At 32.8% G+C, this 26,663-nt stretch carries 21 protein-coding genes; 3 read left to right on the top strand and 18 right to left on the bottom strand.

Features of this window, described 5'->3' with window-relative positions; genetic code table 11:
• Positions 1 to 45 precede the first annotated feature (45 nt).
• Positions 46 to 1,209 (bottom strand): hypothetical protein, encoded by a 1,164-nt coding sequence (locus HHX25_RS14115; RefSeq protein ID WP_169674819.1) that lies wholly within the window; start codon positions 1,207 to 1,209, stop codon positions 46 to 48.
• On the opposite strand from HHX25_RS14115, the gene HHX25_RS14110 reads away from it, so the two are divergent.
• On the top strand, positions 1,208 to 1,363 hold the full coding sequence (locus HHX25_RS14110; RefSeq protein ID WP_169674817.1) for a hypothetical protein: 156 nt from the start codon (positions 1,208 to 1,210) through the stop codon (positions 1,361 to 1,363). The genes HHX25_RS14115 and HHX25_RS14110 overlap by 2 nt on opposite strands.
• Here HHX25_RS14110 and HHX25_RS14105 read toward each other — a convergent pair.
• The 7 genes from HHX25_RS14105 to HHX25_RS14075 all read right to left on the bottom strand — a co-directional run bounded on the left by HHX25_RS14105 (position 1,347) and on the right by HHX25_RS14075 (position 8,342).
• The gene (locus HHX25_RS14105; RefSeq protein WP_169674815.1) at positions 1,347 to 3,284 is read right to left on the bottom strand and encodes a tetratricopeptide repeat protein; all 1,938 of its coding nucleotides are present in this window, start codon (positions 3,282 to 3,284) and stop codon (positions 1,347 to 1,349) included. The genes HHX25_RS14110 and HHX25_RS14105 overlap by 17 nt on opposite strands.
• A 1-nt stretch (position 3,285) precedes the next feature.
• Positions 3,286 to 4,017 carry a LytR/AlgR family response regulator transcription factor gene (locus HHX25_RS14100; protein WP_169674813.1) on the bottom strand — a complete coding sequence of 244 codons (732 nt, stop codon included), beginning with the start codon at positions 4,015 to 4,017 and terminating at the stop codon, positions 3,286 to 3,288.
• Positions 4,018 to 4,086: 69 nt separating this feature from the next.
• The gene (locus tag HHX25_RS14095; protein WP_169674811.1) at positions 4,087 to 5,292 is read right to left on the bottom strand and encodes a hypothetical protein; all 1,206 of its coding nucleotides are present in this window, start codon (positions 5,290 to 5,292) and stop codon (positions 4,087 to 4,089) included.
• Positions 5,293 to 5,674: 382 nt separating this feature from the next.
• On the bottom strand, positions 5,675 to 6,244 hold the full coding sequence (locus tag HHX25_RS14090) for a phosphatase PAP2 family protein (protein ID WP_169674809.1): 570 nt from the start codon (positions 6,242 to 6,244) through the stop codon (positions 5,675 to 5,677).
• Between the two features lie 9 nt (positions 6,245 to 6,253).
• Positions 6,254 to 6,481, bottom strand: coding sequence for a hypothetical protein (locus HHX25_RS14085; protein WP_169674807.1), 228 nt, complete (start codon positions 6,479 to 6,481; stop codon positions 6,254 to 6,256).
• A 27-nt stretch (positions 6,482 to 6,508) separates the two neighbouring features.
• Entirely contained in the window at positions 6,509 to 6,955 is a 447-nt protein-coding gene (locus tag HHX25_RS14080; protein ID WP_169674805.1) for a hypothetical protein, read from the bottom strand.
• Between the two features lies 1 nt (position 6,956).
• Positions 6,957 to 8,342 carry an MATE family efflux transporter gene (locus HHX25_RS14075; RefSeq protein WP_169674803.1) on the bottom strand — a complete coding sequence of 462 codons (1,386 nt, stop codon included), beginning with the start codon at positions 8,340 to 8,342 and terminating at the stop codon, positions 6,957 to 6,959.
• 360 nt (positions 8,343 to 8,702) lie between these two features.
• Between HHX25_RS14075 and HHX25_RS14070 the strand changes: the two genes are divergently transcribed.
• Positions 8,703 to 9,638, top strand: a complete 936-nt coding sequence (locus HHX25_RS14070) for a TolB-like translocation protein (RefSeq protein ID WP_169674801.1) — start codon at positions 8,703 to 8,705, stop codon at positions 9,636 to 9,638.
• 4 nt (positions 9,639 to 9,642) lie between these two features.
• Here HHX25_RS14070 and HHX25_RS14065 read toward each other — a convergent pair whose 3' ends face one another.
• Positions 9,643 to 10,584 (bottom strand): NAD(P)H-dependent flavin oxidoreductase, encoded by a 942-nt coding sequence (locus tag HHX25_RS14065; protein ID WP_169674799.1) that lies wholly within the window; start codon positions 10,582 to 10,584, stop codon positions 9,643 to 9,645.
• A gap of 13 nt (positions 10,585 to 10,597) precedes the next feature.
• Positions 10,598 to 11,785 carry a tRNA 2-thiouridine(34) synthase MnmA gene (gene mnmA / locus HHX25_RS14060; protein WP_169674797.1) on the bottom strand — a complete coding sequence of 396 codons (1,188 nt, stop codon included), beginning with the start codon at positions 11,783 to 11,785 and terminating at the stop codon, positions 10,598 to 10,600.
• A gap of 180 nt (positions 11,786 to 11,965) precedes the next feature.
• Here mnmA and HHX25_RS14055 point away from each other — a divergent pair, with 180 nt between their 5' ends.
• Entirely contained in the window at positions 11,966 to 14,233 is a 2,268-nt protein-coding gene (locus HHX25_RS14055; RefSeq protein WP_169674794.1) for a fasciclin domain-containing protein, read from the top strand.
• An 85-nt stretch (positions 14,234 to 14,318) separates the two neighbouring features.
• On the opposite strand, the gene HHX25_RS14050 is transcribed toward HHX25_RS14055, so the two are convergent.
• The 8 genes from HHX25_RS14050 to lepB form a co-directional block, all read right to left on the bottom strand.
• On the bottom strand, positions 14,319 to 15,020 hold the full coding sequence (locus tag HHX25_RS14050) for a toxin-antitoxin system YwqK family antitoxin (protein ID WP_169674792.1): 702 nt from the start codon (positions 15,018 to 15,020) through the stop codon (positions 14,319 to 14,321).
• Positions 15,021 to 15,168: 148 nt separating this feature from the next.
• A complete protein-coding gene (yidC, locus tag HHX25_RS14045) occupies positions 15,169 to 17,070 on the bottom strand; it encodes a membrane protein insertase YidC (RefSeq protein WP_169674790.1) in 1,902 nt (633 codons plus the stop codon).
• 147 nt (positions 17,071 to 17,217) lie between these two features.
• Entirely contained in the window at positions 17,218 to 18,858 is a 1,641-nt protein-coding gene (locus tag HHX25_RS14040; RefSeq protein WP_169674788.1) for a CTP synthase, read from the bottom strand.
• Positions 18,859 to 19,167: 309 nt separating this feature from the next.
• Positions 19,168 to 20,277, bottom strand: coding sequence for a T9SS type A sorting domain-containing protein (locus HHX25_RS14035; RefSeq protein WP_169674786.1), 1,110 nt, complete (start codon positions 20,275 to 20,277; stop codon positions 19,168 to 19,170).
• A 396-nt stretch (positions 20,278 to 20,673) separates the two neighbouring features.
• A complete protein-coding gene (locus HHX25_RS14030; RefSeq protein WP_169674784.1) occupies positions 20,674 to 21,597 on the bottom strand; it encodes a hypothetical protein in 924 nt (307 codons plus the stop codon).
• Positions 21,598 to 21,606: 9 nt separating this feature from the next.
• Positions 21,607 to 23,058 carry an MBOAT family O-acyltransferase gene (locus HHX25_RS14025; RefSeq protein WP_169674782.1) on the bottom strand — a complete coding sequence of 484 codons (1,452 nt, stop codon included), beginning with the start codon at positions 23,056 to 23,058 and terminating at the stop codon, positions 21,607 to 21,609.
• A gap of 21 nt (positions 23,059 to 23,079) precedes the next feature.
• Positions 23,080 to 26,229, bottom strand: a complete 3,150-nt coding sequence (locus HHX25_RS14020) for an efflux RND transporter permease subunit (RefSeq protein ID WP_169674779.1) — start codon at positions 26,227 to 26,229, stop codon at positions 23,080 to 23,082.
• 54 nt (positions 26,230 to 26,283) lie between these two features.
• A partial coding sequence (gene lepB, locus HHX25_RS14015) for a signal peptidase I (protein WP_169674778.1) occupies positions 26,284 to 26,663 on the bottom strand: 380 nt, incomplete at its 5' end.

Here is a 26,663-nt window from a genome sequence, read left to right as displayed (position 1 = left end):
TGCTACTAATTCTTAATGTAAAATCATTTAACGAATGGTACTGTATTATTTAATAATTTTTGATGTTACCATGACTTTTGCTGATTCAAATAGATCATCACTACCATTATCTTGAAATATTTTGGTATAGAAAACAGCTGTGGTTTTATAGGTTCCTTCTGGAAAATATTGGGATACTTGTACATTAACATCAGCACTTTCCCCTGGTAGTAACCCGCCGCCAGGAAGTGTTCTATTTACAGTAATTACATTTGCAGGAGGTGTAATAACAGGACTGATATCTTCATAAGTTGTTGCTTTTTGAAAATTGATTTTATGATTCCCCTGATTGACCCATTTTGTTAGGGCTGTAAAATTTCCAGTTGTTCCTTCTGTGACGTCTGGAGTCGTAACCGATGCTGTTTCTATTCTAACTGGATTAGTAACATCTACAACGACATCAATCAGTTGCGTCTTATCATTATCTTCATCCTTAATTACCAAAAAGAACCTCTTAGGGTATTTAAAATCAAAACTAACGTCTCCTTCTGGAAATTTCACATCCATATCTATGGGTGACATAGAGGCATCTTGGCTATAATACAAATTTGATCCTTCATAAGAAACAGTCGGCACTAGATTGGTAAAATCAGTTCCTACTGGCACTAAAAGATAAATTCTTTCGTACCCTACATTAACATCTGCTCTTTTAGAAATTATAATATCATTGGGCAAATCTGGGTTTTTACTTTTTTCAAACGTAAAACCTGTTAGTTTTAAAGTCTCGGGAACAGGTGGTAATTCCTTGACGATACTTACATTGTAATGTAATATTGCTTCTTTGCTTCCTGTAGTCAAGCTAATGGTATATACATGTGCTTTTCCGTCTTCAAAAGATAATGCCGCATCATTTCCTGGTGATATACTAAACTTGCTTAAATTAAGTTCTTCGGATGTAATGGATGCTGCTATATTATCTAGAGATACCGAACTTGGTACAGTAATTTTTATTTCTCCATAAGCAACTTCTTTATTACCTTCAATCTCTGGGTCAATAATCTCTATTGCCGTATGTTGTATTGCAAATAAAGGAAAATCCGAAAGTTTAGCTTCTTCTATATTAACCTCTTGGTTGCTACTAGTGTTTTCATCACTAGAATCACAACTTATTATAAGCAGCATCATTAATGATATAATTCCTATGCTTTGTAATTTAATAATTCTTCTCATGAATCTTTTTATTTATTTTTTAGGACAAACTTATACCATCGTTATGGTATTAATAAATAAAAATGGTGAATCTAATTGTTTTTATGGTAAACGTACTAAAATAGCTGGTGGGTTTAATATGCTTTTTAATAGTATTATTATTGAGCCATACTAAATGTAATGGTATAACATGCTCCAGGATTTGAAATAATGTCTACGGTACCTTTAATTTGTTTTGTTAGTCCCTGTATAAGCTGCATCCCTAAAGACTGACTACTTTTTGATTCAAAGCCCTCAGGAAATCCCACTCCTGTATCTTCTATTGTGAGAACACACTTATCCTTGTTTTTTGATGCCTTTATATTAATTTGACCGCTAGCTTCATCCTGAAATGCATATTTAATACTGTTTGCTATTATTTCATTGACTATTAAGCCACAAGGCACCAAACGATCCATCCCAAGATCTATATTATCGATATCTGTAGTTATAGTTATATTTTGCTCTGGAAGATCGTAGCTCGTATTAAAATAGCTTAACAAATTATCGAGATACGCTTTCAAATTAATTGATGATAGATTATTGGACTTATATAATCTTTCATGTATAATAGACATCGCTTGTATTTTATCTTGAATTTCATGTAAAACTTCAGAAGAACTTTTATGATTCCCAAACTTATACTGAAGTCTTAATAAACTTGATACAATCTGTAAATTATTTTTAACTCTATGGTGTACTTCTTTTAATAGTATTTCACGATCTTCTAAGGTTTGGGATATAACCTTGTTCTTTTCTGCCAGAATTTTATTGCTTGCCTGTTTATTTCTATAGGCATAGAATACTGTTAAAAGGGTAATAGTTAACGCCAATACCCCAATTATTAATACGTTTTTGGTGGTACTTTGGTTTTTATTTTCCAATACCTTAATTTCGTTTTCTTTAGTTAAAAACAGAATCTCTTTTTCCTTGTTTTCTAAATCAAATTTTGCTTGTATTTCCTTTAATTGTTTATCTTTTTCTATAGTAAATAATGAATCTTTAGCTTCATTATATTTTAATATATACTCATAACTTTTTTTATGGTTTTTTCTTCTATCGGAATACTTATGGAGCGCTTCATATACTTTCGATAGCTGTGGTAAAGCCTCTGATTTTAGAGCAGCCGTGAGTGCCTGATTATAATATACCTTTGCCTTCTTAGTATTTTTAAGTTTTTCATAAATCTCTGCAAGAGTTAAATATGTTGATGTATCATCTTCTGTATATCCAGACTCTAAACGTATTTGCAACGCTCTTTTAGAATACATCAGGGCCTGTTTAAAATCTTCTTCTTCTATACTTATTTGAGATAGATTAGCTAATGCAGATATTATAACTTTTGGATAATTAACTTCTTCTGCAATATCTATGGCTTTTTTTAATGTACTTTTAGCCTTTACTATATCTTTTTGCCTCACATACAACTCAGCAACAGCTACTAAAATATAAACTCTAAACTCATCATTTCCAGATTTTTCAGATATTTCCAATGCTCTATTATAATATAATAGGCCATTCTCATTATCTTTTAATCGGCACGAATAGAGCGAGCCAATGTTACCAACTATTCCAGCAACAAGGTTTTCTTTATTATGTTTTTCGTAAATCTTTAGTGCTTTTAGATCGTAATCAAGGGCCTGATCATAATTTCCCATTTTCACATGAGTAACCCCAATATTTTGATAGCATTTGCCTATTCCCAATTCATAATCTAACTCTTCTGATACTTCTAATGCTTTCTTATAATAAAATAACGCTTTTATATGTTCGGATTTATCATTATATAAGTACCCAAGCCTCATATAGAAAAAACCCGTGTTTTTATTATTTACACCCTTTAGCAATTCTAGTCCCTGCTCGGCATAATCTATGGCTTTATCTATCTTAATTTTTTCATATTTGTTAGCCAACTGCTTATAGAGTTCTATCTTTTCTTCCTTAGAAGCTTTAATTAATTTTTGCTCTAAACTATCTGTTTGCGCAGTTAATGAAACATAAAAAGAGAAAAAGCAGAGATAAAAAAACTGTTTTAAAAAGAGTAAAGTTTGCTCCATATTATAAGATATCTAATCGTTCTATTAATTGGCTTCTATATGCCTTACTTATAGGAATTTTATGTCCATTAATAAAAATAAATCTATTTTCTATTTTATCAATTTTATCGAGAGCTACCATATAGGATCTGTGAATTCTTAAAAACTTATCTTGTGGTACTTTTTCATAGAATTCCTTTAAAAACATATTGGCTAAAATCTTTTTGTCCTTGGTGATAATTTGAGTATAGTTATCCATAGCCTCTACCCATAAAATTTTATTTATCTTAACACTTATAAACTGCGATTTATCCTTGATAAAAATGATTTCAGATAGTTTAGCACCAGGTATCGTAGTTTTTGGAGTATTGTTTTCAAGATGTTTTTGTAGCGCTATTTGTACAGCAAAGGACAATTCTTTAGTATTAAAGGGTTTTAACAAAAACGCAAACGGTCTAGACTCTAAGGCTTTTTTAAACGTGTCATCATCACCATAAGCCGTTAAGAAAACGATCGGAATTTTATATTTGTCATAAATATCCTTAGCTGTTACTATACCATTTTTTTCTCCAGAAATATTAATATCCATAATAACAATATCTAGTGTAGCTTCTTCTGCATACTTCATGGCTTCATTATAACTACTTGCAATACCTACAATATCATATCCTACTTTTTTTAAACTGGTTTCAATATCCAATGCAATAGAAAATTCATCTTCAACAATTAGTACTTTTTTATTGTTAATTACCATAAATTCATTTTAGATTTAGCTAACCTCAAAACTATAAAAAAGTACTAATATTGTATTGGATAGATACTATTATTCGCTCTTAATTGTAGACCTAGTGTTTAATATTATTGGTGAGAAAATATCTTCTATTGGATTTAAATCATCACGTATGTCATTAATCTTTGCCCGATTTACATCATATCTTGGAGAAAAGGTAACATTAATATCATAGTCTCCAATTGCAGCACCATCAGTATTAACTTTTAAAATCACAAGACCTTCTTCTCCTGGCTTAATATATGCGCCTTGTAAAGGATCTGACACCTCTAAATAAGCTTCAAATATATTTCCAATTTTATTAGAGGTATTATCTATGTAGCCACTGGCTTTAAGATTTCTTTCTATTGGGTGATTTCCTTTATTGGTCCATCTTAATGAATATATTTGAGTTCCTCCTCCTTCTGTTAAATCTCCTATTGATGCCGAATTACTTTGTAACTCAATGGGGTTTTGAACATCAACAATAACACGGTAGTTCTTTGTTGATTCTGAACCTATAACAGATAAAAGGAATTCGTTTCTATCTGTACTTCTCAAATCATGGTTACTTGTAAAATCAACGGTTAAATCTGTTTCTGGATATGGTGCAAAAGCCGCCAAACCTGTGTTTCCTTGTTTATATTCTAAAGAGGTCCCTTTGTATTCTATAGTTGGAATTAAGTTAGTCAAGTTTGTTTCATTTGGCACAAGGATAAAAATGGCATTCCAGTTAGTCCCTGGGTATTCTACTATTTTAGTAGCCATTATATCTGATGGCAGTTCTGAATTTTTGCTTTTTTCGAATTTAAACCCTGTTATTTTTAGTGTTTCCGCTGCTGGTTCTTCTTTTACTACCGAAACCAAATAACTTATGCTTTTTTCTGAGTTATCTTTAGAAGTAATGGTATAAGCAATAGCGCTACCCACTTCAAAAGACTGTACAGAACCCACTGCTGGGGATATTTCGAATTTAGATTCGTTAAAATTAACAGAAGCCAAACTTAAATTAAGGTGGTCTGTTGCAGCTGGAACAGTAATAATAATTGTACCTGGTGTTTTTTCTTCACCACCAACAATTTCTGGCTGTGTTAAACTAATATTGGTATAAGAAACTCCAGACAATTGAAAATCATCTAATCTTGCAGCTGTTAAATCTACTTCAGAACCATTGTCATCGGATGGTTTACTATCATCTGAACTACACCCAATAAATAAACTAATCAATAAAAATATGCTTGTTTTAAATAAATTTTTCATTTTTCTTCTTTCTTGATGGGACATTTTTTTAATTAGACAAAGATATTCCCATCGAAAAGGCTTATAAAATTAATATGGTGAACACCATCTTATTCTTGGTGAGCAATTAAAATGACATGGTGAATTAACTGAAAATCAGGAAAAAATTTTCTTTAATTAAAAATGTATTAAGATTTTATAATTATTTATACTAACTATCTGCAATTTGTCATAATCAAATTTTGTCCATCTGAACCTGTTCCAAACCTCGTGTTTAAACTATTGAAATCAGTATTATGAGATTATCTATCTAGGCAACAGATAGGTTCACATGCATTCGGATGACATAAAGAATCTATTTGTCATACAAAATGGATATTCAATTATTTATTAAATCTAGTCGTTAAGAAGCAATAAATCGTTTTAAAAGGTATTTAGCCAATTTATAAAATAGAAACCCTGAAATGGCACCAAATGTCAATCCACATACAATATCTAACGGGTAATGTACACCAACATAAATTCTACTATATGCTACCACGGCACTCCAAAATAGTAAAATAAAAATGAGGTTTCTATGAAATTTCCTTAACATTAAACCTGCAAAAACAGCAGCTGCCATTGAGTTTGATGAATGCCCAGAAAAGAAGCCATATTTACCGCAACGAACAGCTATGAATCTCATTTGATCAATTAGATTAGCTTCCCCACATGGTCTGGGGCGCTGAAATCCTCGCTTGAATACGTTAGTGATCTGATCTGTAAAGGTGATCATTAAGGCAACTACCACTACGAAAACCAGTAATGACTTTAGCCCATATTTTTTATAAAGCATGAATAACAAAATAGCATACAATGGAATAAACGTAAGTTTGTTTGTTATTATCAACCATAAGTTATCCCAAGGTGTTGAACCTAGGTTATTCAAATACAAAAATAATTCGGTATCGTACTCTAAAAGTTTTTCAATCATAGTTATATGCTAATCTTCATATTTTGTTATTTCACTATCGTAAAACTCTGTAGCAAGCTTTATAGCATTTTCAGTTTCACTTTTTAACTCTTTTTGATCTTCAGCATCAAAGTCCTCAAACCATTCTACTTCATCATCTTCAAGATTAATAATAAATCTGGGAAATTCGGTATGAATTACAAAAATGGCATTAGGGTATTCTGTATTATCGCCTAATATAAATTTTGGGAGTGTCATTTTTTGAGTTTAAAAATTGTTGAAATATTAATTACTTTTTTGCATTGGTAAAGACTTCTTCTTGTAATTAAGAAATACCTTGTCGAACCGTTGTTCTAACATCATTTTTTTATCATTATCATTAATTACAAAACTAATTTTTGTTAACCATCTATTTGAAATGTTAGAATAGTCAGATTCTATTTCTTTAGTATCAGAGAGAAATATTGTTTCTTTTCCATCTTCAGCAAATATAAGGCTACTTCCATTAAATGTTTTTATATTAGTCCCGCTTAAAATTGTAGCATTAAGAAATTCATAATTAGCCAAACTTTGAAATGAGACAAAAAGTTGCCCATATTCTGATTCTGCAATCTTTACCCCTTTTATTTTAGCTATTAAATCTTCTGTGTAAGTATCTACATGTGTACGCTCCATGGCCTTTATATTTCCAAAAGCTGCTAATACTTTATCTATAGTTTTTAATAATTTCATATCAGTTTTTCAAAATACTCCTGGCAATTAATTTCTTAGTCAAATAATTAAATCGAATATACAATAAAATAGCTGCGGTTGATAAACCTGCCAATAACCCTAACCAAATACCAAAACTACCATATACAGTTTCCTTTCCTAAAAACCAACTCACAGGAAAACCAACCAACCAATACGATACAAATGTAATAATAGTAGGTATTTTAACATCTTGTAAACCACGTAAAGCCCCTAAAACCAATACTTGAATGCTATCACTTATTTGAAAAATGGCTGCTGCTATTAGCAGCTTAGATGCGATACTTACTACTTCGGTATTATCAAGTAAATTCTTGGCATCATCAAAATCTACATATAACTTTGGTAGTTGATTATGAAATATAAAGAACAACAATGCGAAGCCGATTGCAAACATAGTTCCCATTAAAAATAATGAAAATGCAATACGGCGCAGTTCATAATATGCTTTAAGCCCTTTTTGATTACCAACACGAATCATAGAAGCTACACTTAGCCCCATAGCTACCATAAATGTCATAGACGATAAATTAAGTGCGATCTGGTTGGCAGCTTGCGGATTTTTACCTAATAATCCACTTAACCATATGGCTGCTGTAAAAATAGCCACTTCAAAAAACATCTGCATGGCACTTGGCGCACCTAAATTGATAATTTTTTTAAGCATTAATTTATTTAAAACAAAAAACTTAATATTTGTTACAAAGGCTTTGGATTTCTCTTTTCCCTTAAGTAAGAACCATAAATACCAAACCATAATAATACGTGACACCAAAGTTCCGTAAGCTGCTCCTACAATGCCAAGTTCTGGAAAACCTAGTTTTCCAAAAATCAATACATAGTTTAAAATGATATTTATAATATTTGCCAATAATGTTGAATACATTGGATATTTGGTCATGGACAACCCATCACTAAATTGTTTAAAACCTTGAAAAATAATTAAAGGGATTAAAGAAAAGGCAACTAAATCTAGATAGGGAATTGCCAATTCTACAACCTCAGCGGGTTGCTTCATTAAATACATTAGGGGTTTTGCAAAAAATACCATCAAGAAGAGTAAAACCCCTAAAACAGTACATAGAAACAAGCCGTGCTTAAAAGAGGATTTTCCTTTTGTAAAGTCTTTTGCTGCATCTGCCTCTGCTATTAGAGGTGTTATGGCTGTAGAAAAACCAATGCCTAAGGACATGGCTATAAACATAAAACTATTACCCAAAGATACTGCTGCCAATTCGGCTGTTCCCAGCTGGCCTACCATAATATTATCAACAAAACTCACAAAGGTATGTCCTAACATACCAAGCATTACTGGTGCAGCTAATTTCCAATTATAGCTAAATTCTTTGGTATAGTGTTTAAATTGCATTAGACAAAAATAGTCTTTAGCCTTATATTTTTAAGAATTTTGTAATCTTCTTTTAATTTTTGTTAAAAATTAACAAATGTTAACAGTTGTTGATAAGTCTGTACAACTTTTAAATTGATTTATTGTAGTATTTTCATACATTCGTGAAGCTGTAAAAATGCAAACTAAATAAACAACAGCACTTTAGGAAACATTTAGCTTTTTATTTTAAAGGGATTAGAAGTATCAAAGCTTATAAGTTTCAGCGTTTAATTAAGGAGGGATTTAAATTCCTCCTTTCTTACTTATTAAGATTAAGATTAACATTCCTTTTAGAATTTTAAATATCCACTTTAGTATCTTGTAATAAATACATTTGTTATGAAGTACTTCTATCTATTTATTTTTATCACTCATGCTTTTTTAGGCTTTTCACAACAACCAACCAAGCCTTTTATACCTGAAATTGTAAAACAATTTCCTAATGTTCGTGATGTGGCTATTTCTCCTAATGGTGATGAAATTATGTTTTCTGGACAGAGCATTATGGGGAATCTATCTGCTATCATCACCATAAAAAAGAAGGGAAAGGAATGGGGCACTCCACAAGTTGCCTCGTTTTCTGGTCAGTTTTTTGACCTAGAGCCTTTTTTCTCTAAGGATGGTTTAAAAATCTATTTTGTTTCTACAAGGCCTTTGGATGTTGCATCAAACACCCCAAAAGACTTTGACATATGGTATGCAGAACGCGCCTCTCTTAGTGGTGATTGGTCGCAGCCCATAAATATGGGAAGCCCAATTAATACAGAGCATGGCGAATTTTATCCTTCGATAGCCAACAATGGTAATTTTTATTTCACCAGAGATAATCCTAATTTAAAACGTAAAGATGATATATATGTGAGTACATTTATTAATAACTCTTATTCTGAACCTGAAATGTTGCCAGATAGCATAAATTCTACTGGATATGAATACAATGCTTTTATCGCTCCAGACGAATCTTATTTAATCTATGGCTGTTATAATAAACAAGGAGGCTATGGCAGTGGTGATTTGTATATTAGTTATCGCACACATGATGGATGGTCAAAAGCTAAAAATTTAGGAAAAGCTATTAATACGAAAAAAATGGATTATTGCCCTTTTGTAGATAGCCAAACTAATACTTTATACTTTACGAGCAAACAAGATAATACGCAAATAGATTTTGAGACTCCACTATCAATCAATGAACTATTAAAAGAGTTTAATAAATATGATAACGGACTGAGTAGGCTATATAAAATCTCAGTGAGTGCATTACCTAAAAAATAAGTCTTTATAAACTAGAAATCTTCTCCTTAGCCACTTCAAACTCCTCTAAGATATCAGTAATAATTTGAGAAACAGGTTTGATATCATGAATTAACCCAGCAATTTGACCTATTTCCAGTTCCCCTTCATCTAAATCTCCTTCAAACATACCACGTTTGGCACGAGCTCTTCCTAGTAATGTTTTTAATTGTTCTATAGATGGTGATGACTTATAGAGTTCCTGAATATCTTCATAGAATTTATTTTTGACCAAACGCACAGGGGCCAATTCTTTTAGTGTTAATTGGGTATCTCCTTCCTTAGCATCAACCACTACTTTTTTAAATGCATCATGTGCTGAGCTTTCTATACTTGCAACAAATCGACTACCAACCTGAACCCCATCTGCTCCCAAAATCATGGTTGCTAACATCGCTTTTCCTGTAGAGATACCACCTGCCGCAATTAACGGAATTTGGATTTGCTCTTTAACCATAGGAATAAGGGTTAACGTTGTTGTTTCGTCTCTACCATTATGCCCACCAGCTTCAAAGCCTTCAGCAACTATGGCATCTACGCCTGCTTCTTGTGCTTTTAAAGCAAACTTCACACTACTAACAACATGTACTACAGTAATGCCACGTTCTTGTAACCAAGACGTCCATATTTTCGGATTTCCAGCTGAAGTAAATACGATCTTCACACCTTCTTCCACAATAATATCCATGATGTCTTCGATATTAGGATATAGCATAGGAACATTAACACCAAAAGGCTTATTAGTAGCCTTTTTGCATTTTTGGATATGCTCTCTTAAAACATCAGGATACATAGAACCTGCCCCTATGAGGCCTAAAATACCAGAATTACTTGCTGCCGACGCTAAACGCCAACCACTATTCCAAATCATACCCGCTTGAACAATAGGATACTCAATATTAAATAATTCGGTAATTTTGTTATTCATATCATTTTATTTATTAGGAAATAACTCCAGAACCTACAAGCTCATCTTTTAAATACCATGCTACAAACTGCCCTTCGGTTATTGCAGATTGAAACGTTTCAAATTCGACATACAAGCCTCCTTCTACTTTATATAGTCTTGCTTTTTGCAATGGCTGTCGGTATCGGATTCTAGCCATGACTTCCATAGTTGCATCCAGTTCTAACTCTAAATCTTCCCTAATCCAATGCAATTCATCATCTGTTACAAACAAGGCTTTTTTTAATAAACCTGGGTGTTCTTTACCCTGTCCTGTGTAAATAACATTTTCATCTACATCGGTATCAATAACAAACAAAGGTTCTACCGTACCTCCAACGGCCAGGCCTTTTCGCTGACCTTTGGTAAAGTAATGGGCACCTTGATGTTTACCTACTATTTTACCATAATCAACTTTATAGTCAATTTTACGAGATAAATATTTTAATTTCTCTTCTTTAGAATTAAATTCGGTTTCGGCATGAGCAAAAACATCTTGCTCTTTTGGTATTTCAACTATAACACCCTCTTTGGGTTTTAATTGTTGCTGAAGAAAATCTGGTAATTTCACTTTACCAATAAAGCACAAACCTTGAGAATCTTTCTTTTCGGCAGTCACCAAATCCAACTTAGTAGCTATTTCACGTACTTCAGGTTTTGTCAATTCCCCTATAGGAAATAATGATTTTGCCAATTGATCTTGGGATAACTGACATAAAAAATAAGACTGGTCTTTATTATCGTCAACGCCTGCAAGTAATTGGTAGATCGCTTTACCTTCTTTTTGAATAGTCCCTTTCCTACAATAATGACCTGTAGCTACATAATCTGCTCCAAGCTCTAAAGCAATCTTCATAAAAACATCAAACTTAATCTCTCTATTGCAAAGTACATCTGGGTTTGGTGTTCTACCTTTTTCGTATTCATTAAACATGTAGTCAACTATACGCTCTTTATACTGCTCGCTTAAATCAACCGTTTGAAAAGGTATTCCTAATTTTTCGGCTACTAATATGGCATCATTACTGTCATCTAACCAAGGACATTCATTGGATATTGTCACCGAATCATCGTGCCAGTTTTTCATAAATAAGCCAATAACCTCGTACCCCTGCTCCTTTAATAAATAAGCAGCTACACTAGAATCTACACCTCCTGAAAGTCCAATAATGACTCGTTTCATTTTAAATAAATTAGGCTGCAAAGATACGCATATTTACAGAAAATGATTATCGAAATACGGTTTCATAAATCACTTATTAAAACATTTTTGTTTATCTTATTTCAAAAAATATTAAACAAAATTTGGATTTTTGTTTAATTATTTTATATGTTTGTTAAACAAAATAAAACTATAAATATTATGAAACCATTAAATGCTTTAAAAAAATTGCCACTCATATTGATTGCAATGTTACTCATTGTAGCATGTAGCAATGATGATGATAACACTACTCCTGTGGTTGGAACACTAAACATTGTTGAATTAGCATTAACAGATTCTAATTTATCAAATCTGGTAGCCGCACTACAACGCGCAAACTTAGCTACAACTTTGCAATCTGGTACTTATACCGTTTTTGCACCCAGCAATGCTGCATTCGAAACGTTTTTATCCGATAAAGGGTTTGCTTCTTTAAATGATGTCCCTGTAGATGTACTCACTCAAGTATTATTAAACCATGTTATAGAGGGGGAGTTTAATTCTTCTAGCCTTAGCACTGGTTATAATAGCACATTAGCTACAGAAAGTAGTACCAGTAACAAGTTGAGTATTTACATAGATACATCTTCTGGTGTAAAATTAAATGGTATTTCCGATGTTTCTACACCTAACTTACAAGCCTCTAACGGCGTGGTGCATATCGTTGACAAAGTAATAGACTTGCCTACTGTAGTCGATTTTGCACTTGCTGATGACACATTCTCTACTTTGGTTGCGGCGTTAACAAGAAATGATTTAACATTCGATTATGTTACTACATTATCTACGCCTAATGGGACAGCCCCTGCTCCTTTTACAGTATTTGCTCCAACAAATGATGCTTTTGGGGATTTATTAACGGAACTTGGAGTAGCATCTCTAAACGACATCGACGAACCAACACTAAAAGCTACTTTAGACCTACATGCTGTAGCTGGAGCTAATGTATTAGCTTCTGCTTTAACAGATAATATGCCTGTAACTACCTTAGGTGGAGAGATCACAGCCAACGTAACTGGAGGCGCAACACTTACCGATGTAAATGGCAGAGTTAGCAATATTACCGTTACAGATGTACAAGCTGCTAATGGTGTTATACATGTTATCAATAAAGTTGTCTTACCTCAATTACCAAAAAATATTGTTGGCGTTGCACTTGACACTCCCGAATTAAGTGACCTAGTTGCTGCACTACAAGCAGCTGATGGTGATTTAGTTAATGTATTAAGTGGTGCTGGACCATTTACTGTATTAGCTCCTAACAATGCTGCTTTTACTGCATTCTTATCTGAAAATAATTTTGCTACTTTAGGAGATGTTCCAACAGATGTATTAGCTCAAGTGCTATTAAATCATGTTATTTCTGGGTCTACATTAATGTCGACTGACCTCGTTGGTTTAGGTTCTGGTTATGCTTCTACTGAAGCTACTGGTGCAGGCGACAATAAAATGAGTATCTTCTTCGATACTTCAAGTGGCGTGACCTTTAATGGCATTTCGACAGTTGACACACCAAATATCGAAGCTACTAACGGAGTTATTCATATTGTTGATGCTGTAATTGGATTACCCAACATTGTCGATCATGCTATTGCTAATCCAAATCTAACAAGTTTGGTAGATGCTTTAACAACTGGGGGCAATACCACCTTTACAGATTTATTATCTACACCAGGTGATTTTACTGTTTTTGCACCAACTAATGATGCGTTTACAGCATTTACAAACCCAAATACAAACGATTTAAATGATATTTTATCTAATCATGTTGTCGCAGGTGCTACAGCTACATCTTCTGGCTTGACCAATAGCTATGTAAAAACGGCTGCAACTTTCGGAGCCACTTCAAATAATTTAAGTTTGTATATCAATACAGATAACGGTGTAACACTTAATGGTATGTCTACAGTAGCTATACCAGATATTATTGCATCTAATGGCGTTATACATGCTGTAGATGCCATAATAGATATACCAACCGTTGTCACTTTTGCTACAGCCGACCCTACCTTTTCTACTTTAGTAGATGCTTTAACGACGTTAACACCTGCTACAGATTTTGTTGCCACGCTTTCTACAGCAAATGGAACAGCCCCTGCTCCCTTTACAGTATTTGCTCCAACAAACGATGCTTTTGCAGCAATAACCGTTCCTGAAGAAGCCACATTAACTCAAGTCTTGTTACATCATGTAATTGGTGGCATGAACGTGACTTCTGGTGATTTAAACAATCCAGGAAATACTATGGCTCCAAGCTTGGAAGGTGATGATCTTACTATAACTTTACCTGGTACTGGAAATAATATCGCAGATTTAACTGATGGCTCTGGAAATTCAGATATTGGAATAATAGCTGTTGATGTTCAAGCTGGTAACGGCGTGATACATGTTATAAATAAAGTAGCCATTCCAGATTTGACAAATTAGTTTGATTTGTTGATTGTAGACATTGTTAATCGTGGATTAAAATTGTCTATGAAAAAGGAAGCTCCTTTTAAAAAAGGAGCTTTTTTTATTTTTCCTTTTTGTATTTTCCTTGTGTTGAAAAGTCTTTCTGATTCACTAATTTTCCATTTTCATAGTATTTCCAAATACCATGTTTTTTTCCATGCTTATATCTTCCTTCTGTAATCAACTCGCCTTTTGGGTTATAAAACTTTGAATCACCATGAAGCTCCCCATTAACATAAATAAAAGATTTTAAAACAACATCTTTAACAGAATACCAGGTTGAAGCACCATCTAATTTTCCATCAATATAATTTTGTTTTTCTGCTACTTGTCCATCAGGATAATAGACAAAGCGCTCACCATGTAAATTTCCTTTATTATTATAGTGCTCTAAAGTTAATAGTTTATCGGAGTTTTTCTGATAATATTTCCATGTTCCAACATATAGCTTCCCATCCATTGTTCCTTCACTAATAAGCTTTCCTCTAGATGTAAAAAACTTAACATAGGTTTTATTATCATTTTCATTGAAAGTTCTTGTAGCCGTTAAAACGGGTTTCTTTCTAATATTTTTATAAAACTTAAAAACTCCTATCTCCTTTCCATGCGAAAATTCACCTTCATACCTAAGAACATTGGTATTCTTAAATGTTTTTTTCCAAATACCATGACGCTTTCCGTTTTCATCAAATTGATTAACACTTTGAGAGAAACTTGAACCATAAATTAATATAGCAAGCAGTGTAAATATTACCTTTTTCATTTTAGACTGTCTTTTTTGAGAGTTCATTTTTTTAGAACAACACTAATTAAACGAAAATATTATTTTCAAATTGTATAACAAAAAAGTTGCCATATTTAACAAAACATGGCAACTTCTTTGGTAAAAGTCTTCTTATCAGAAATTATATTTATCTTTTCTTCTTTTGCTGTGCCTGTTTTTGTTTTTCTGCCTGCTCCATCATTTCCTGCATACGTGCCTGGAATTTGCTTTGCTTTTTAGGTTTCTTTTTATTCTCTTGAATCTGAGCATGAATCTTATCTTCATCAAGGATATAATTTTTGATCACTAAAATAATACCAATACTAATCAAGTTAGAAATAAAGTAATACAAACTTAAACCTGAGGCATAGTTGTTAAAGAAAAACAACATCATGATTGGTGAAAAGTACATCATATACTTCATCATTTTCCCCATATCTGGCATACCTTCTTGTTGTGGCTGCGTGTTAACCTGTTGCCCTGTGGTTAAACGCATGTAGAAGAAAATTGCAATAGATGCCAATAATGGAAACAAACTTACATGATCCCCATAAAAAGGAATACTGAAAGGAAGGTTTGCTACCGTATCATAAGATGATAAATCCTCAACCCATAAAAAGCTTTTCTGTCTTAAATCGAACGCCGAAGGGAAAAACTGGAATAACGCATAAAATACCGGCAATTGTACCAAGGCTGGCAAACAACCACTTAACGGGCTAGCTCCTGCTTTAGTTTGCAAAGCCATGGTTTCTTGTTGCGCTTTCATTTTATTGTCTTTGTACTTCTCGCGGATGGCATCTAATTCTGGTTTCAGAATTTTCATTTTTGCCTGCGATAAAAATTGTTTATACTGTACAAAAGACAGTAATAATTTGATTAAGATCGTCATAACAATAATGGCAATTCCGTAAGGTAAAAACCCTCCTAAGAAACCAAATAAGGGAATAAAGACATATTTATTAATCCAGCCGAAAATACCCCAACCAAGTGGTACAATCTCGTCTAAATTTCTATCATATGCATTTAATATTTTATAATCGCTTGGACCGTAATACCAATCCATTGTTTTATTAATCTCACCACCAGCCAATTCCAAAGGCAGTTTTGCTACAAATGCCTTCGTATAAACAGTATCTACTTCTTCATCCTGAACTAGGTTTCTAGATTCGAAAGCTCCTGTTTTAAATGGAGCATCTGCTAATAAAACAGATGTAAAAAAGTGTTGTTTAAACGCTACATAACTAACATCCTCTGCGGTATCTTCTGTCTGCTCTTGCTGCCCTAAATAGTCATCCTTACCGTCTTCGTATTCAAAAACCACTTCGGTATATCTATTCTCATAAGAAATACTTTTTGCATGACGATACGTTTTAAGATTCCAATCTAAATTAACTGCTTGCGAACTGTTAATCACATCACTAAATCCTTGAGAACGAACCGTGAAATCAATCATATAGTCGTTATTTTTTAACTCGTAACGATATTCCAAAAACTTACTTTCCGATACTTTTAGTTTCATAGAAACAATGGTATTGTCACCATTTTTAGTTACAGTAGGTACAAAATATCTATCTCTTGTATTAACTATACGGCTTTCGGTAGTTCCAAAATTAATATTAAAAGAAGCATTATTATCTTTTACAATATAGATTGGTTCGTCATTAAAATCTACAAACTCCTTTAACCTGACTTCTGATAAATACCCGCCTCTATTATTAAACTTTAAGGCAAATAAATCGGTTTCAACCAGTGTTTCATTGTTTTCTGAAGCTAAAGTTTCCGAATATGCTAAAACACCAAGTTTATTCTTTAGATTAACTAATTGAAGGGAATCTGAAGTAGCACCAGCTGTATAATCTTCAGCAGTCGTTATTTTTGCCTGGTTTGGTTCTGAAGCTTTTTTCTCTGCTTTTATTTGTTCCTGCTTAGCTTTTTCTTGAGCTTCCAGTTCTTCTGGCGTTGGCTGATTTTGCCAAAGCATATACATTAATATTCCGAAAATGAGTATAAACCCTATGACCGAATTAATATCTAATTTTTTTTCTTCCATATTTTAATTTCTGTCATTCTGAAAGCACTATAAAACCTCTTTGTTAGATATTTTGCTTTACTCAAATGACCATACTACTAGTTTAAGTTTAATGAGGTTCCCTGCTTTGTGGGAACGACAAATAGCTAATCAATAAGCTCTCCAATTTTAACTTTGTGCCATACTGACACCCTTTTGATCTTTTTTATGATTTAAAGCTGCCTTTACAAAAGCCACAAACAATGGATGTGGATTAGCAACCGTACTTTTATATTCTGGATGGTATTGCACACCTACAAACCAAGGATGTTCAGGAATTTCAACAATCTCTACTAAGCCTGTATCTGGATTTAAACCTGTTGCCAGCAAACCTGCAGCTTCCATTTGTTCCTTATAGTTACTATTAAATTCGTAACGATGTCTATGACGCTCCTTAATAATATCACTCTTATATGTATCATGCACGATGCTTCCTTGCTTTAGTTCGCATGACCAAGCTCCTAAACGCATCGTTCCCCCTTTGTCTGTTATGCTTTTTTGTTCTTCCATCAAATCAATTACTGGATTTTTGGAAGTGATGTCCATTTCTGTTGAGTTTGCATCAGCCATACCTAAAACATTTCTTGCAAATTCGATGACTGCCATTTGCATCCCCAAACAAATTCCTAAAAAAGGGATATTATTTTCTCTAACAAACTTAACGGCTGTAATTTTTCCTTCTATGCCGCGCTCTCCAAAACCTGGTGCTACTAAAACACCATCCAGATGTCCTAGTTTAAGTTTGATATTATCGTTATTCAAATATTCTGAATGGATGGATTCTATTTTAACTTTCACCTCATTCTCTGCTCCTGCATGAATAAAGGCCTCCAAAATAGATTTATATGAATCTTGCAGTTCTACATACTTTCCAATGAGTCCAATAACAACTTCCGTTTTTGGATTTTTATGACGGTGCACAAAGCTATTCCATCTATCAATATCGGGTGCAGAACTTTCTAAATTTAATTGTTTTAAAACGACTTTATCTAAACCTTCTTCCAGCATCAAATTGGGGACATCATATATCGTTGATGCATCAATAGATTGAATGACAGCTTCTTCTTTAACATTGCAGAATAGGGCGAGTTTGCGACGCAAATCTTTTGGTAGATCGTGTTCTGTTCTACAAACCAATATATCGGCCTGCACCCCACTCTCCATAAGTGTTTTAACACTATGTTGTGTTGGTTTCGTTTTTAACTCTCCTGCTGCAGATAAAAACGGTACGAGGGTTAAATGAATTACAATACCGTTATCTTCTCCTAAATCCCATCGTAACTGACGTACGGCTTCTATATATGGTAAGGATTCTATATCTCCAACAGTACCACCTATTTCGGTAATCACAATATCATAATCACCCGATTTTCCTAAAAGTTGTACGCGACGTTTTATTTCATCGGTAATATGCGGAACGACCTGTACCGTTTTCCCTAAAAACTCACCACGTCGTTCTTTTTGGATGACACTTTGGTAAATGCGTCCTGTAGTTACATTATTGGCCTGACTAGTAGGTACATTTAAAAAACGCTCATAATGTCCTAAATCCAGATCGGTTTCTGCTCCATCTTCTGTAACATAACACTCACCATGTTCGTATGGATTCAGTGTTCCTGGGTCTACATTAATATATGGATCTAATTTTTGAATAGTAACCCGATACCCTTGAGCTTGTAATAATTTAGCCAGTGATGCTGCTATGATGCCTTTTCCTAAAGACGATGTAACCCCTCCGGTTACAAAAATGTATTTTGTGCTTTGTGTCATGTTGCGCTTATAAACGCAGGCAAATTTACAAAATTAAAATAGTTATTTCAGAATTAGTTTTATGTTATTTAAGGGGAGTTTTTAACAATGATTTGGACAAGAAAAAAGAGAATGAAAATTTAAAACTGCTAAATGAAAAGCTCCCAGAGTTGCAATCCTAAACTGAATAAATTAAAAAATAAAGTTAAATACTATCAAATAATTGACAACAATAAGGCAAATGATCCCTATAAAACTTATATAAAACACCAAGTCGGTTTTAAAAAAAACCAACTTGGCAACTTTTTTTAATGCTAATTTACAAAGCATTTATATTACTACTTTTTTGTTAACTTTTGAACCATTAGAGCTTATAACCGACACTAAATAAATACCTTTTAAACCATTAATTGGAATTGAAAGATCTTCTTTAAATTTATTGATCTTAAGTTTATTTATCATACGTCCGCCAATATCATATAATGCCACATCTCCTGTAGTTTCAATATTTTTAATGACAAGGCTGGAAGGCGTTGAATAAACTTTAATGTTTGATGCGTCAGCATCAACAACACTAAGTGTTGTATTACTAACACCGCTTCTATCATAGCCACTAACGGTTGCCCATGCTATTTCTTGCAATTGTCTTCCCAATGTGTCGCCAGGAGAATCATATGGAATCCCCCAAACATTATTTGTATTTACAGTTAAGCCTTCTGGTGATTTCTTATATATAGTTGCATACATGACACAAGCAATAAAATAACTGCCTATCTCATTAAGATGAATATCATCACTATAAAAATGTTCAATGGAATTAACACCACTCAAGGTATTATTCTCAATGGCATCATAAAGCCTCCCCATGGCTTGACCTCCTGGTATAATTAAGACTTCTTTGTCTGGGTTTAATGCATTTGTATAATCTGCAATGCCTTCCCATTTCACCAAATCGTCATCTAAACGTTGTCTCCATGGAAGATGGTCATCATTATCATAAGAACACCCAACTAAACCAGGGCCACTATTAATACAATGCCATGTTTCGTAGATATACATTTGACCATTAGGACTATGCTGGTGAAAAAAGTTATTGAAATTATCGACTATCTCGTAGGTGTTCGACCAAGTTAAGTGATTTTGCAAAGGTACTGCTTCCGTGACAATCAAACGGTCATAATTACCTGTAGGTAGATCTATACTATAATCCCAATCTCCCTCTCCTCTTTCGGGGTTTTCCCATTGATTCGACAAAGGGGAGCCATTGATTATTTGTTTCGCAAAATTATAAGTAGTTTCCGCATCGTCATTAGCAAGTTCATCGATCATTTGTGGAATCGTGTGAGCGATTAAACTATGTCCAATAAAATAGACCGAATGGTCTTGGGCTATTAATGAATTTGAAAAAAGCAGCAATAATAAGTAAGATAATTTTCTCATTGTAGGTTAAGGTTTTTAAGCTAATTTTAAATAAATAAAGGCGATTGTTTTTTTATATAGAACTCATCTTGACTTTTCCTATTTCTTAAAAAGTCAAGATGAGTTCATAATTAAATATATAACAGCCAACGATAAAAATTTCCTACCATTGGATTAAAAAATTGAAGAGCTGTAAAAGGAGCCAGACAACAATCTGTTTTACAGAATATTGAAAAGAGGATGTCTAAAAAGTATGTTCTATGTCATATTGAGCTTGTCGAAATATTTTTAAAATACTGATAATCAATATTGGTTTCGACAGGTTGCACACTGAGCGTAGTCGAAGTGCTCAACCTGACAAATCAAATTATAAAGATTTTTAGACACCCTCATGAGGTTATAATATTCGTCTAGCATTTATTTTATCCTTATGTTTTTCAAATAATTTTCAGTAAAATAAATGACGCCATCTGAATTTAGGTGGTGGTAATCGTAGTAATATTCTGGATTCAATACAGATTGTGAAAAGTCGTAAACCTTTATGCCTTTGATATTTTCCATTGTTTTTAGGAATTCATAAACCTTGGTAAGACCTCGTTTAGTTCCTAATAAATTTGGTGGTATAATGAATATAATTTCGGTTTTATGAGATAAAGCCAAATCTATAGTTTTCATTAGAACTTGCTTACTTTTTTTAAATCGGTCTGAATCTGGTCTTGAACTCCAGGTATCGTCAACCAATGTCTTTTTTTTAGCCGATAAATAATCTATTTCTTCTACAACTTGAGTTTGTTTTTTCTTTGTTTCCGGGGCATAATACAACCACTTTTTCTCTAATTTGCTCCTTAAGTATGAATGAATACGTCCATATTTATTTTCGGAATCGAAAAATATATATCGTGTCAAAAAAGACATATCAAAAGGCTCAATATCAAAAGTATTTGTTGCAAACGGATGTGTATCTGAAAACATCAACTGAGGTGGTAAGATATAATAAAGCTGTTTTACTGTATTCTTTTTTGAGTAGAAGTAATCCAGATAAAACAACTGTTCATTAATACCACAAACAGCTCCTCCTTGTCCTAAATTGACTATTTTTTTATTTAGTATTCCTTCTACCCGATCATGATTACCATGTCTTGAAAAATTTCTGGCCTGAGATATGCCTAAAAAAGCGATATCGTACTCATTTTTTTCTTTTAAAAACAAAAGATTACTTTCTGTTTCACTATTTAAAAAGCCCTTATTTTTAACAAGTGTTGACGTCACTGAAATAGGGACACAAATAAGGATCATTAAAATTATTAGATACTTGACCAATTGAAATAGAAAACGCTTCATACCCTTTATTTAAAATGCAAAGTATATAAATTCGGTTTTGTTAAAATCTCCATAGTAGAAGAGTATAAACCCAAGAAATAAATAAAAAACCCACCTCATGTATTTTGCTTGTTTGAATCTAAACTCAGCAATAGCATATTGTTGTTCTCTTCCTTTCCATTCTATTAAAATAAAAATCATTATAAGCATTAGTGTGGTATAAACGCCCCCCATTTTTAAAAATTTAGGTACGGTAAATAAGGAAAGAGACGTAATCCTTGCCATATAGTGTAGCGCATGTTGAACATTATCTGCTCTAAAAAAGACCCAACCTAAAAGCGTTAGCCCAAATGTTTTTAAGATGTTTAAAAACTCGTTTACAGATGGATAGCTTTTTCCTTCGGCCACAACGTTTGTATTTACCCTATTTTCGTGAGTTAATAATAAGGGTAAAAAGTAAATAGCATTTAATACGCCCCAAACAATAAAAGTCCAATTGGCACCATGCCAAAACCCGCTCACTATAAATATTATAAATACGTTTCTAATTTTTGACCACACACTCCCTCGGCTACCTCCCAATGGTATATAAAGATAATCCTTAAACCATGTCGATAACGATATGTGCCAACGTCTCCAAAACTCGGCAATATCTCTGGAAAAATATGGAAAGGCAAAATTTTTCTTTAAATGGAATCCAAAAAGTCTGGAGGTTCCTATTGCTATATCTGAGTATCCTGAAAAATCCCCATAAATTTGAAACGCAAATAACAGAGCCCCCAAAAGCAACGTACTACCCGAATAATAATCTGAATGAAGAAAGATCTCGTTCACATAGCGGGCACAATTATCGGCAATGACCACTTTTTTTATTAAGCCCCAAAGTATTTGTCGGAGCCCATCTACCGCTTTGCTATAATCGAATGTTCTCTTTTTATAAAATTGTGGTAGTAAATTTGAAGCTTTTTCAATGGGACCTGCAACTAACTGAGGGAAAAAGCTAACAAATGCTGAAAAGGAAATAAAATCCTTTGTTGGCTCCATTTTTCTTTTATAAACATCAATGGTGTAACTCAATGTTTGAAATGTATAAAAACTAATACCAACTGGTAATACGATATTTAAAGAACTAGCTTCTATTCTCATATTAAAGAAGGAAAACATCGTTGTAAAATTATCAATAAAGAAATTATAATATTTAAATACACCGAGTAATCCCAGATTTACTACAATGCTAATCCAAAGCAAAATTTTCCTTTTTGTTTTATGTGCTTCTTTTGCGAGTTGGAATCCAACCGAATAATCAATAACAGTACTAAAAAGTATAAGAAAAAGAAATCGCCAATCCCAACATCCATAAAAAAAATAGCTAGCTATAACTACAAATACGTTTTGAAGCTTAAGGTTTTTATTGAACACAAACCAGTATAATATAAAAACTATTGGTAAAAATATTGCAAAATCGATGGAGTTAAAGAGCATAGTACTTATCGAGTTCTTTATTTAGAGAAGTTTAAGCGTCTTTCTTTTCAAAACAAACAGCGGTAAATAAAAAAAGATGCCTATTAAAGAAAATAACAATCCTCCTATGGATCCTACCGCAAACGAAAACCAAAACGCTTCATTTTGTCCGCTCCAAACAAAAGGGATTAATCCAACAATGGTCGATACTATGGTAAGAATAACGGGTATTATTTTATAATTAAAGGCTTTAAAATAGAGCAACCTAGTATCTCTATTGGGGTATTGAACTTTTAAATTATTGAAGTCATTGATAATGTACAGTGCCGAATTAACACTAATACCGCACAATAAAATAAAAGACGCATAACCACCTTGATCAAAATTGAAATCGAAGAGGTAAAAGGTTAAAAATACGCCTATAAAAGAAATGGGGATCATACTTATTATGGCAAAGGGTTGTTTTAAAGATTCAAGGAGAATGGCGCAGATAAAAAAGATGATTAAAATGACTATAAACAAATAGTAATATTGTGTTTTATCCTTTTTGTTCCATCTATTATATTTTTGCTCAAAAATTTTATAGCCTAAGGGTAATTCTGGCTCGAAACTTTCTATATTTTTCTTTCTTACTCTTTGGGCTAAAAGCGGCGTTCCAAGAAAATCATATGCCACTGTTAAACTGTATTGTTGATTATTTTTTTTAATAGTATTTCCTGTTTTTCTTTTTTCAATGGAAGCTAACTGATCCAGCTTGTATTGTTTATTCTGAATTGAAATGGGCGTATTTTTTAAGTCCCAAACATTAAATTTTTGGTATTTATCCGATATCAATTTTACTCTTTGTAATTCATGGTTCTGAATAATAGAAGGTAATTTACCTGAATATACTTGATTTTTTAGGTATCCATACAATTGCGTTTGTGAAACATTGGCAAGGGCCAACTTATTGTCATCAAAATCTAAATAATATTCGTAAAGTGCATGATCTCTCCATCTACCGCTAGTTATTTCTACATCCTTTACCCTGGAACCTGTACTGTCAATGAGTTGTTGTTTTAATTGTTCGGCATAACGATATAATCTGTCATAATTATAGCCTTCTAATACAATTCTGTTGCTTTTTGAACCAGATCCCAGAGCATTGGAAAACCCTCTACCAACACCGCTCACCGTCCAATCTAAGCCTCCCAAACTAACCACTTTAGATTCTAATAAGCTTTTTAACGTATAAGGGAACCCGCCAAATTCATACTCTTCCTTAAAATAAATCGAAATATTTGAGTTTCTGTAACTGGAGATTCTGGTTTCAAAAAGTTCAATTTCATCAAATTTACTAAGATAAGCCTCCATATTAGTTATGGCCTCATTAAGTTGTTGTATGGTGCAACCATCTGGCATCTGGCCTGTTACCCTTAATGATGTTCTTTCTGGCTCAGAATAAAAGGAACTTTCAAAAACATCTTCAGTAAATAATCTTAAAGCACCTCCTATTATTTTTTCTAAAGTGGGTCTAACTTCATTTGCAAACCATTCAGTACCTATACTTTTATTGTATATGTTAGCAAAAAAATCTTCATTTTCAATTTCTTTTGGCAATAAATGAAAAGGGATTCCAAAACCTAAAACGAAAACAACCACAAATACCCATTTTAAACGTGGCTTTTTCATAAAAAAAAGAACTTGACTATACCAATTTGTAAATTTTACAATACGTTTTTTTCGTTTTCTAGAAAAGCGCATTCGTTTTTTAGATAAACTCATTTTATCTAACAAAGCGGGTACAAAATATAGCGACACCAATAAAGAAACACCAATATTAATAGCAATAACCAAAGCAAAATCCAATAAGTCGGCGCGTTGCGTTTCCTTTAATAAAAAAATAATCATCAACGCTCCAATGGTCGTAAGCGTGGCAGCTAAAATGGCTAAAAAGGCTTTCTTATTCCCTTTATTTCTTATATGGTCTATCATAATAATACTATTATCTATAATAATCCCAAAAGAAATGGTAATACCCGCAAATGAGTATAACTGTAATTCTACGTTAAACAGATAATAAAAAATAACCGCTATTAGTAAATTAGTAATGATACTTAAAAACAAAATGGTTAAATACTTAAAACTTCTATTAATTATTAAAATAAGTATGAGTAAAATCAGAAAAGAAAACAGGGTTCTTTTTTGTATTTTCTGTAACTCTTCAACAACATATTCTGTGGTATCCTGAGTAAGTTTTATACTGTAACCACTATCTAATTCACCATTCAAAGCAATAACTTTAGCTTTAACTGTATTTGCCAAATCAATGGTATTAACATTTTGTTCGGCATATATGGTCATATTAATGGTATTTAATCCATTTATCCTATAATAGCTATTTACATCGGCTTCTTTATATTTAATCTTTGCTATATTTTCTAAATGAACAATCCTATTCCCAATTTTTTTTACTGGTATTCTATTCCAGTTAATTTCTGTTTCTGGTTTATAAGATAAACTGATTGATATTTTATGATGACTATCACCATTCGTCTTAAAAATACCATGTCCTAATTCTTTTTTATTCAAATAGCTACCAATAGCCTGTTGAATATCATTTACGGAGAGCTTTAATTGTAAAAGTACTTTGGAATTATATTCTACAACCCATTCAAAAGGAGCTGCTCCATGAAGATTCACCCGGTTAACACCTTTAATCATCGATAATTTTGGTAAGATATACTTCTCGGCATATTTCTTGATAAAATATGGGCTTTCATTAGCATGCACACTATAGGACAGTATAGGCGATTTATTTTCATTAGCAGCACTTAATGACAAGTTTGGATAACTAACACCTTCAGGGAATTCGGTATAAGATTGACGAATCAAATTTGCCAATTCGAACCGAACCGCATCCATATTAATATGGTTTTTGAACTTTAAAGAAATATTACCCCTACCCTTATCAGATGTAGAACTAATATTCTTGATACCTTTAACCGTATTAAAAACACCTTCCAGTTTTGAGGTCACTTCCTGCTCGATAACTTTGGCAGAAGCATCTCTCCAACTGTAATTTACATGTATTGACGGCAAGGTTTTAGTTGGAGCCAATTGTACACTAATTAGGGGAATAAGACAGGCTCCAACAATGGATAGACATATGAACGCAATAAGCGTAGAGAATGTAGAAAGCTTAAAGTTCATATAACCATTTGTATAAAATTATTATTTACTATGCTTTTTATAACGTTAATTTAATCAATTGACACTTTTAAATAAACGGTCCCACCTAAACCTGTCTTGATAATTTGAAAATAAAACACATTGTACCTTGCCTATAATATTTGACTCTGGTACAAAACCCCACCTGCGGGAATCTTCGCTACTTTTTCTGTTGTCTCCCATCATAAAATAATAATCCTGGTTAAAGGTATAACTCGTTGATTTTTTATTATTTATATAATACACCCCGTTAATCTCCTTAATTTTGGAATTTTCGGAACTATTTATTGCCCGTTCGTATAATGAAAACGTTTCTGGACTTAATTCTATTTTCATCCCTTTTTCGGGTACAACAAAAGGCCCCATATTATCAAATGTCCATTTTTTATCAGGTAATTTTGCAAATAGTTTTTTTT

Source organism: Flavivirga algicola (genome assembly GCF_012910715.1).
Taxonomy (GTDB): domain Bacteria; phylum Bacteroidota; class Bacteroidia; order Flavobacteriales; family Flavobacteriaceae; genus Flavivirga; species Flavivirga algicola.
This window is presented reverse-complemented; position numbering and strand designations above follow the sequence as displayed.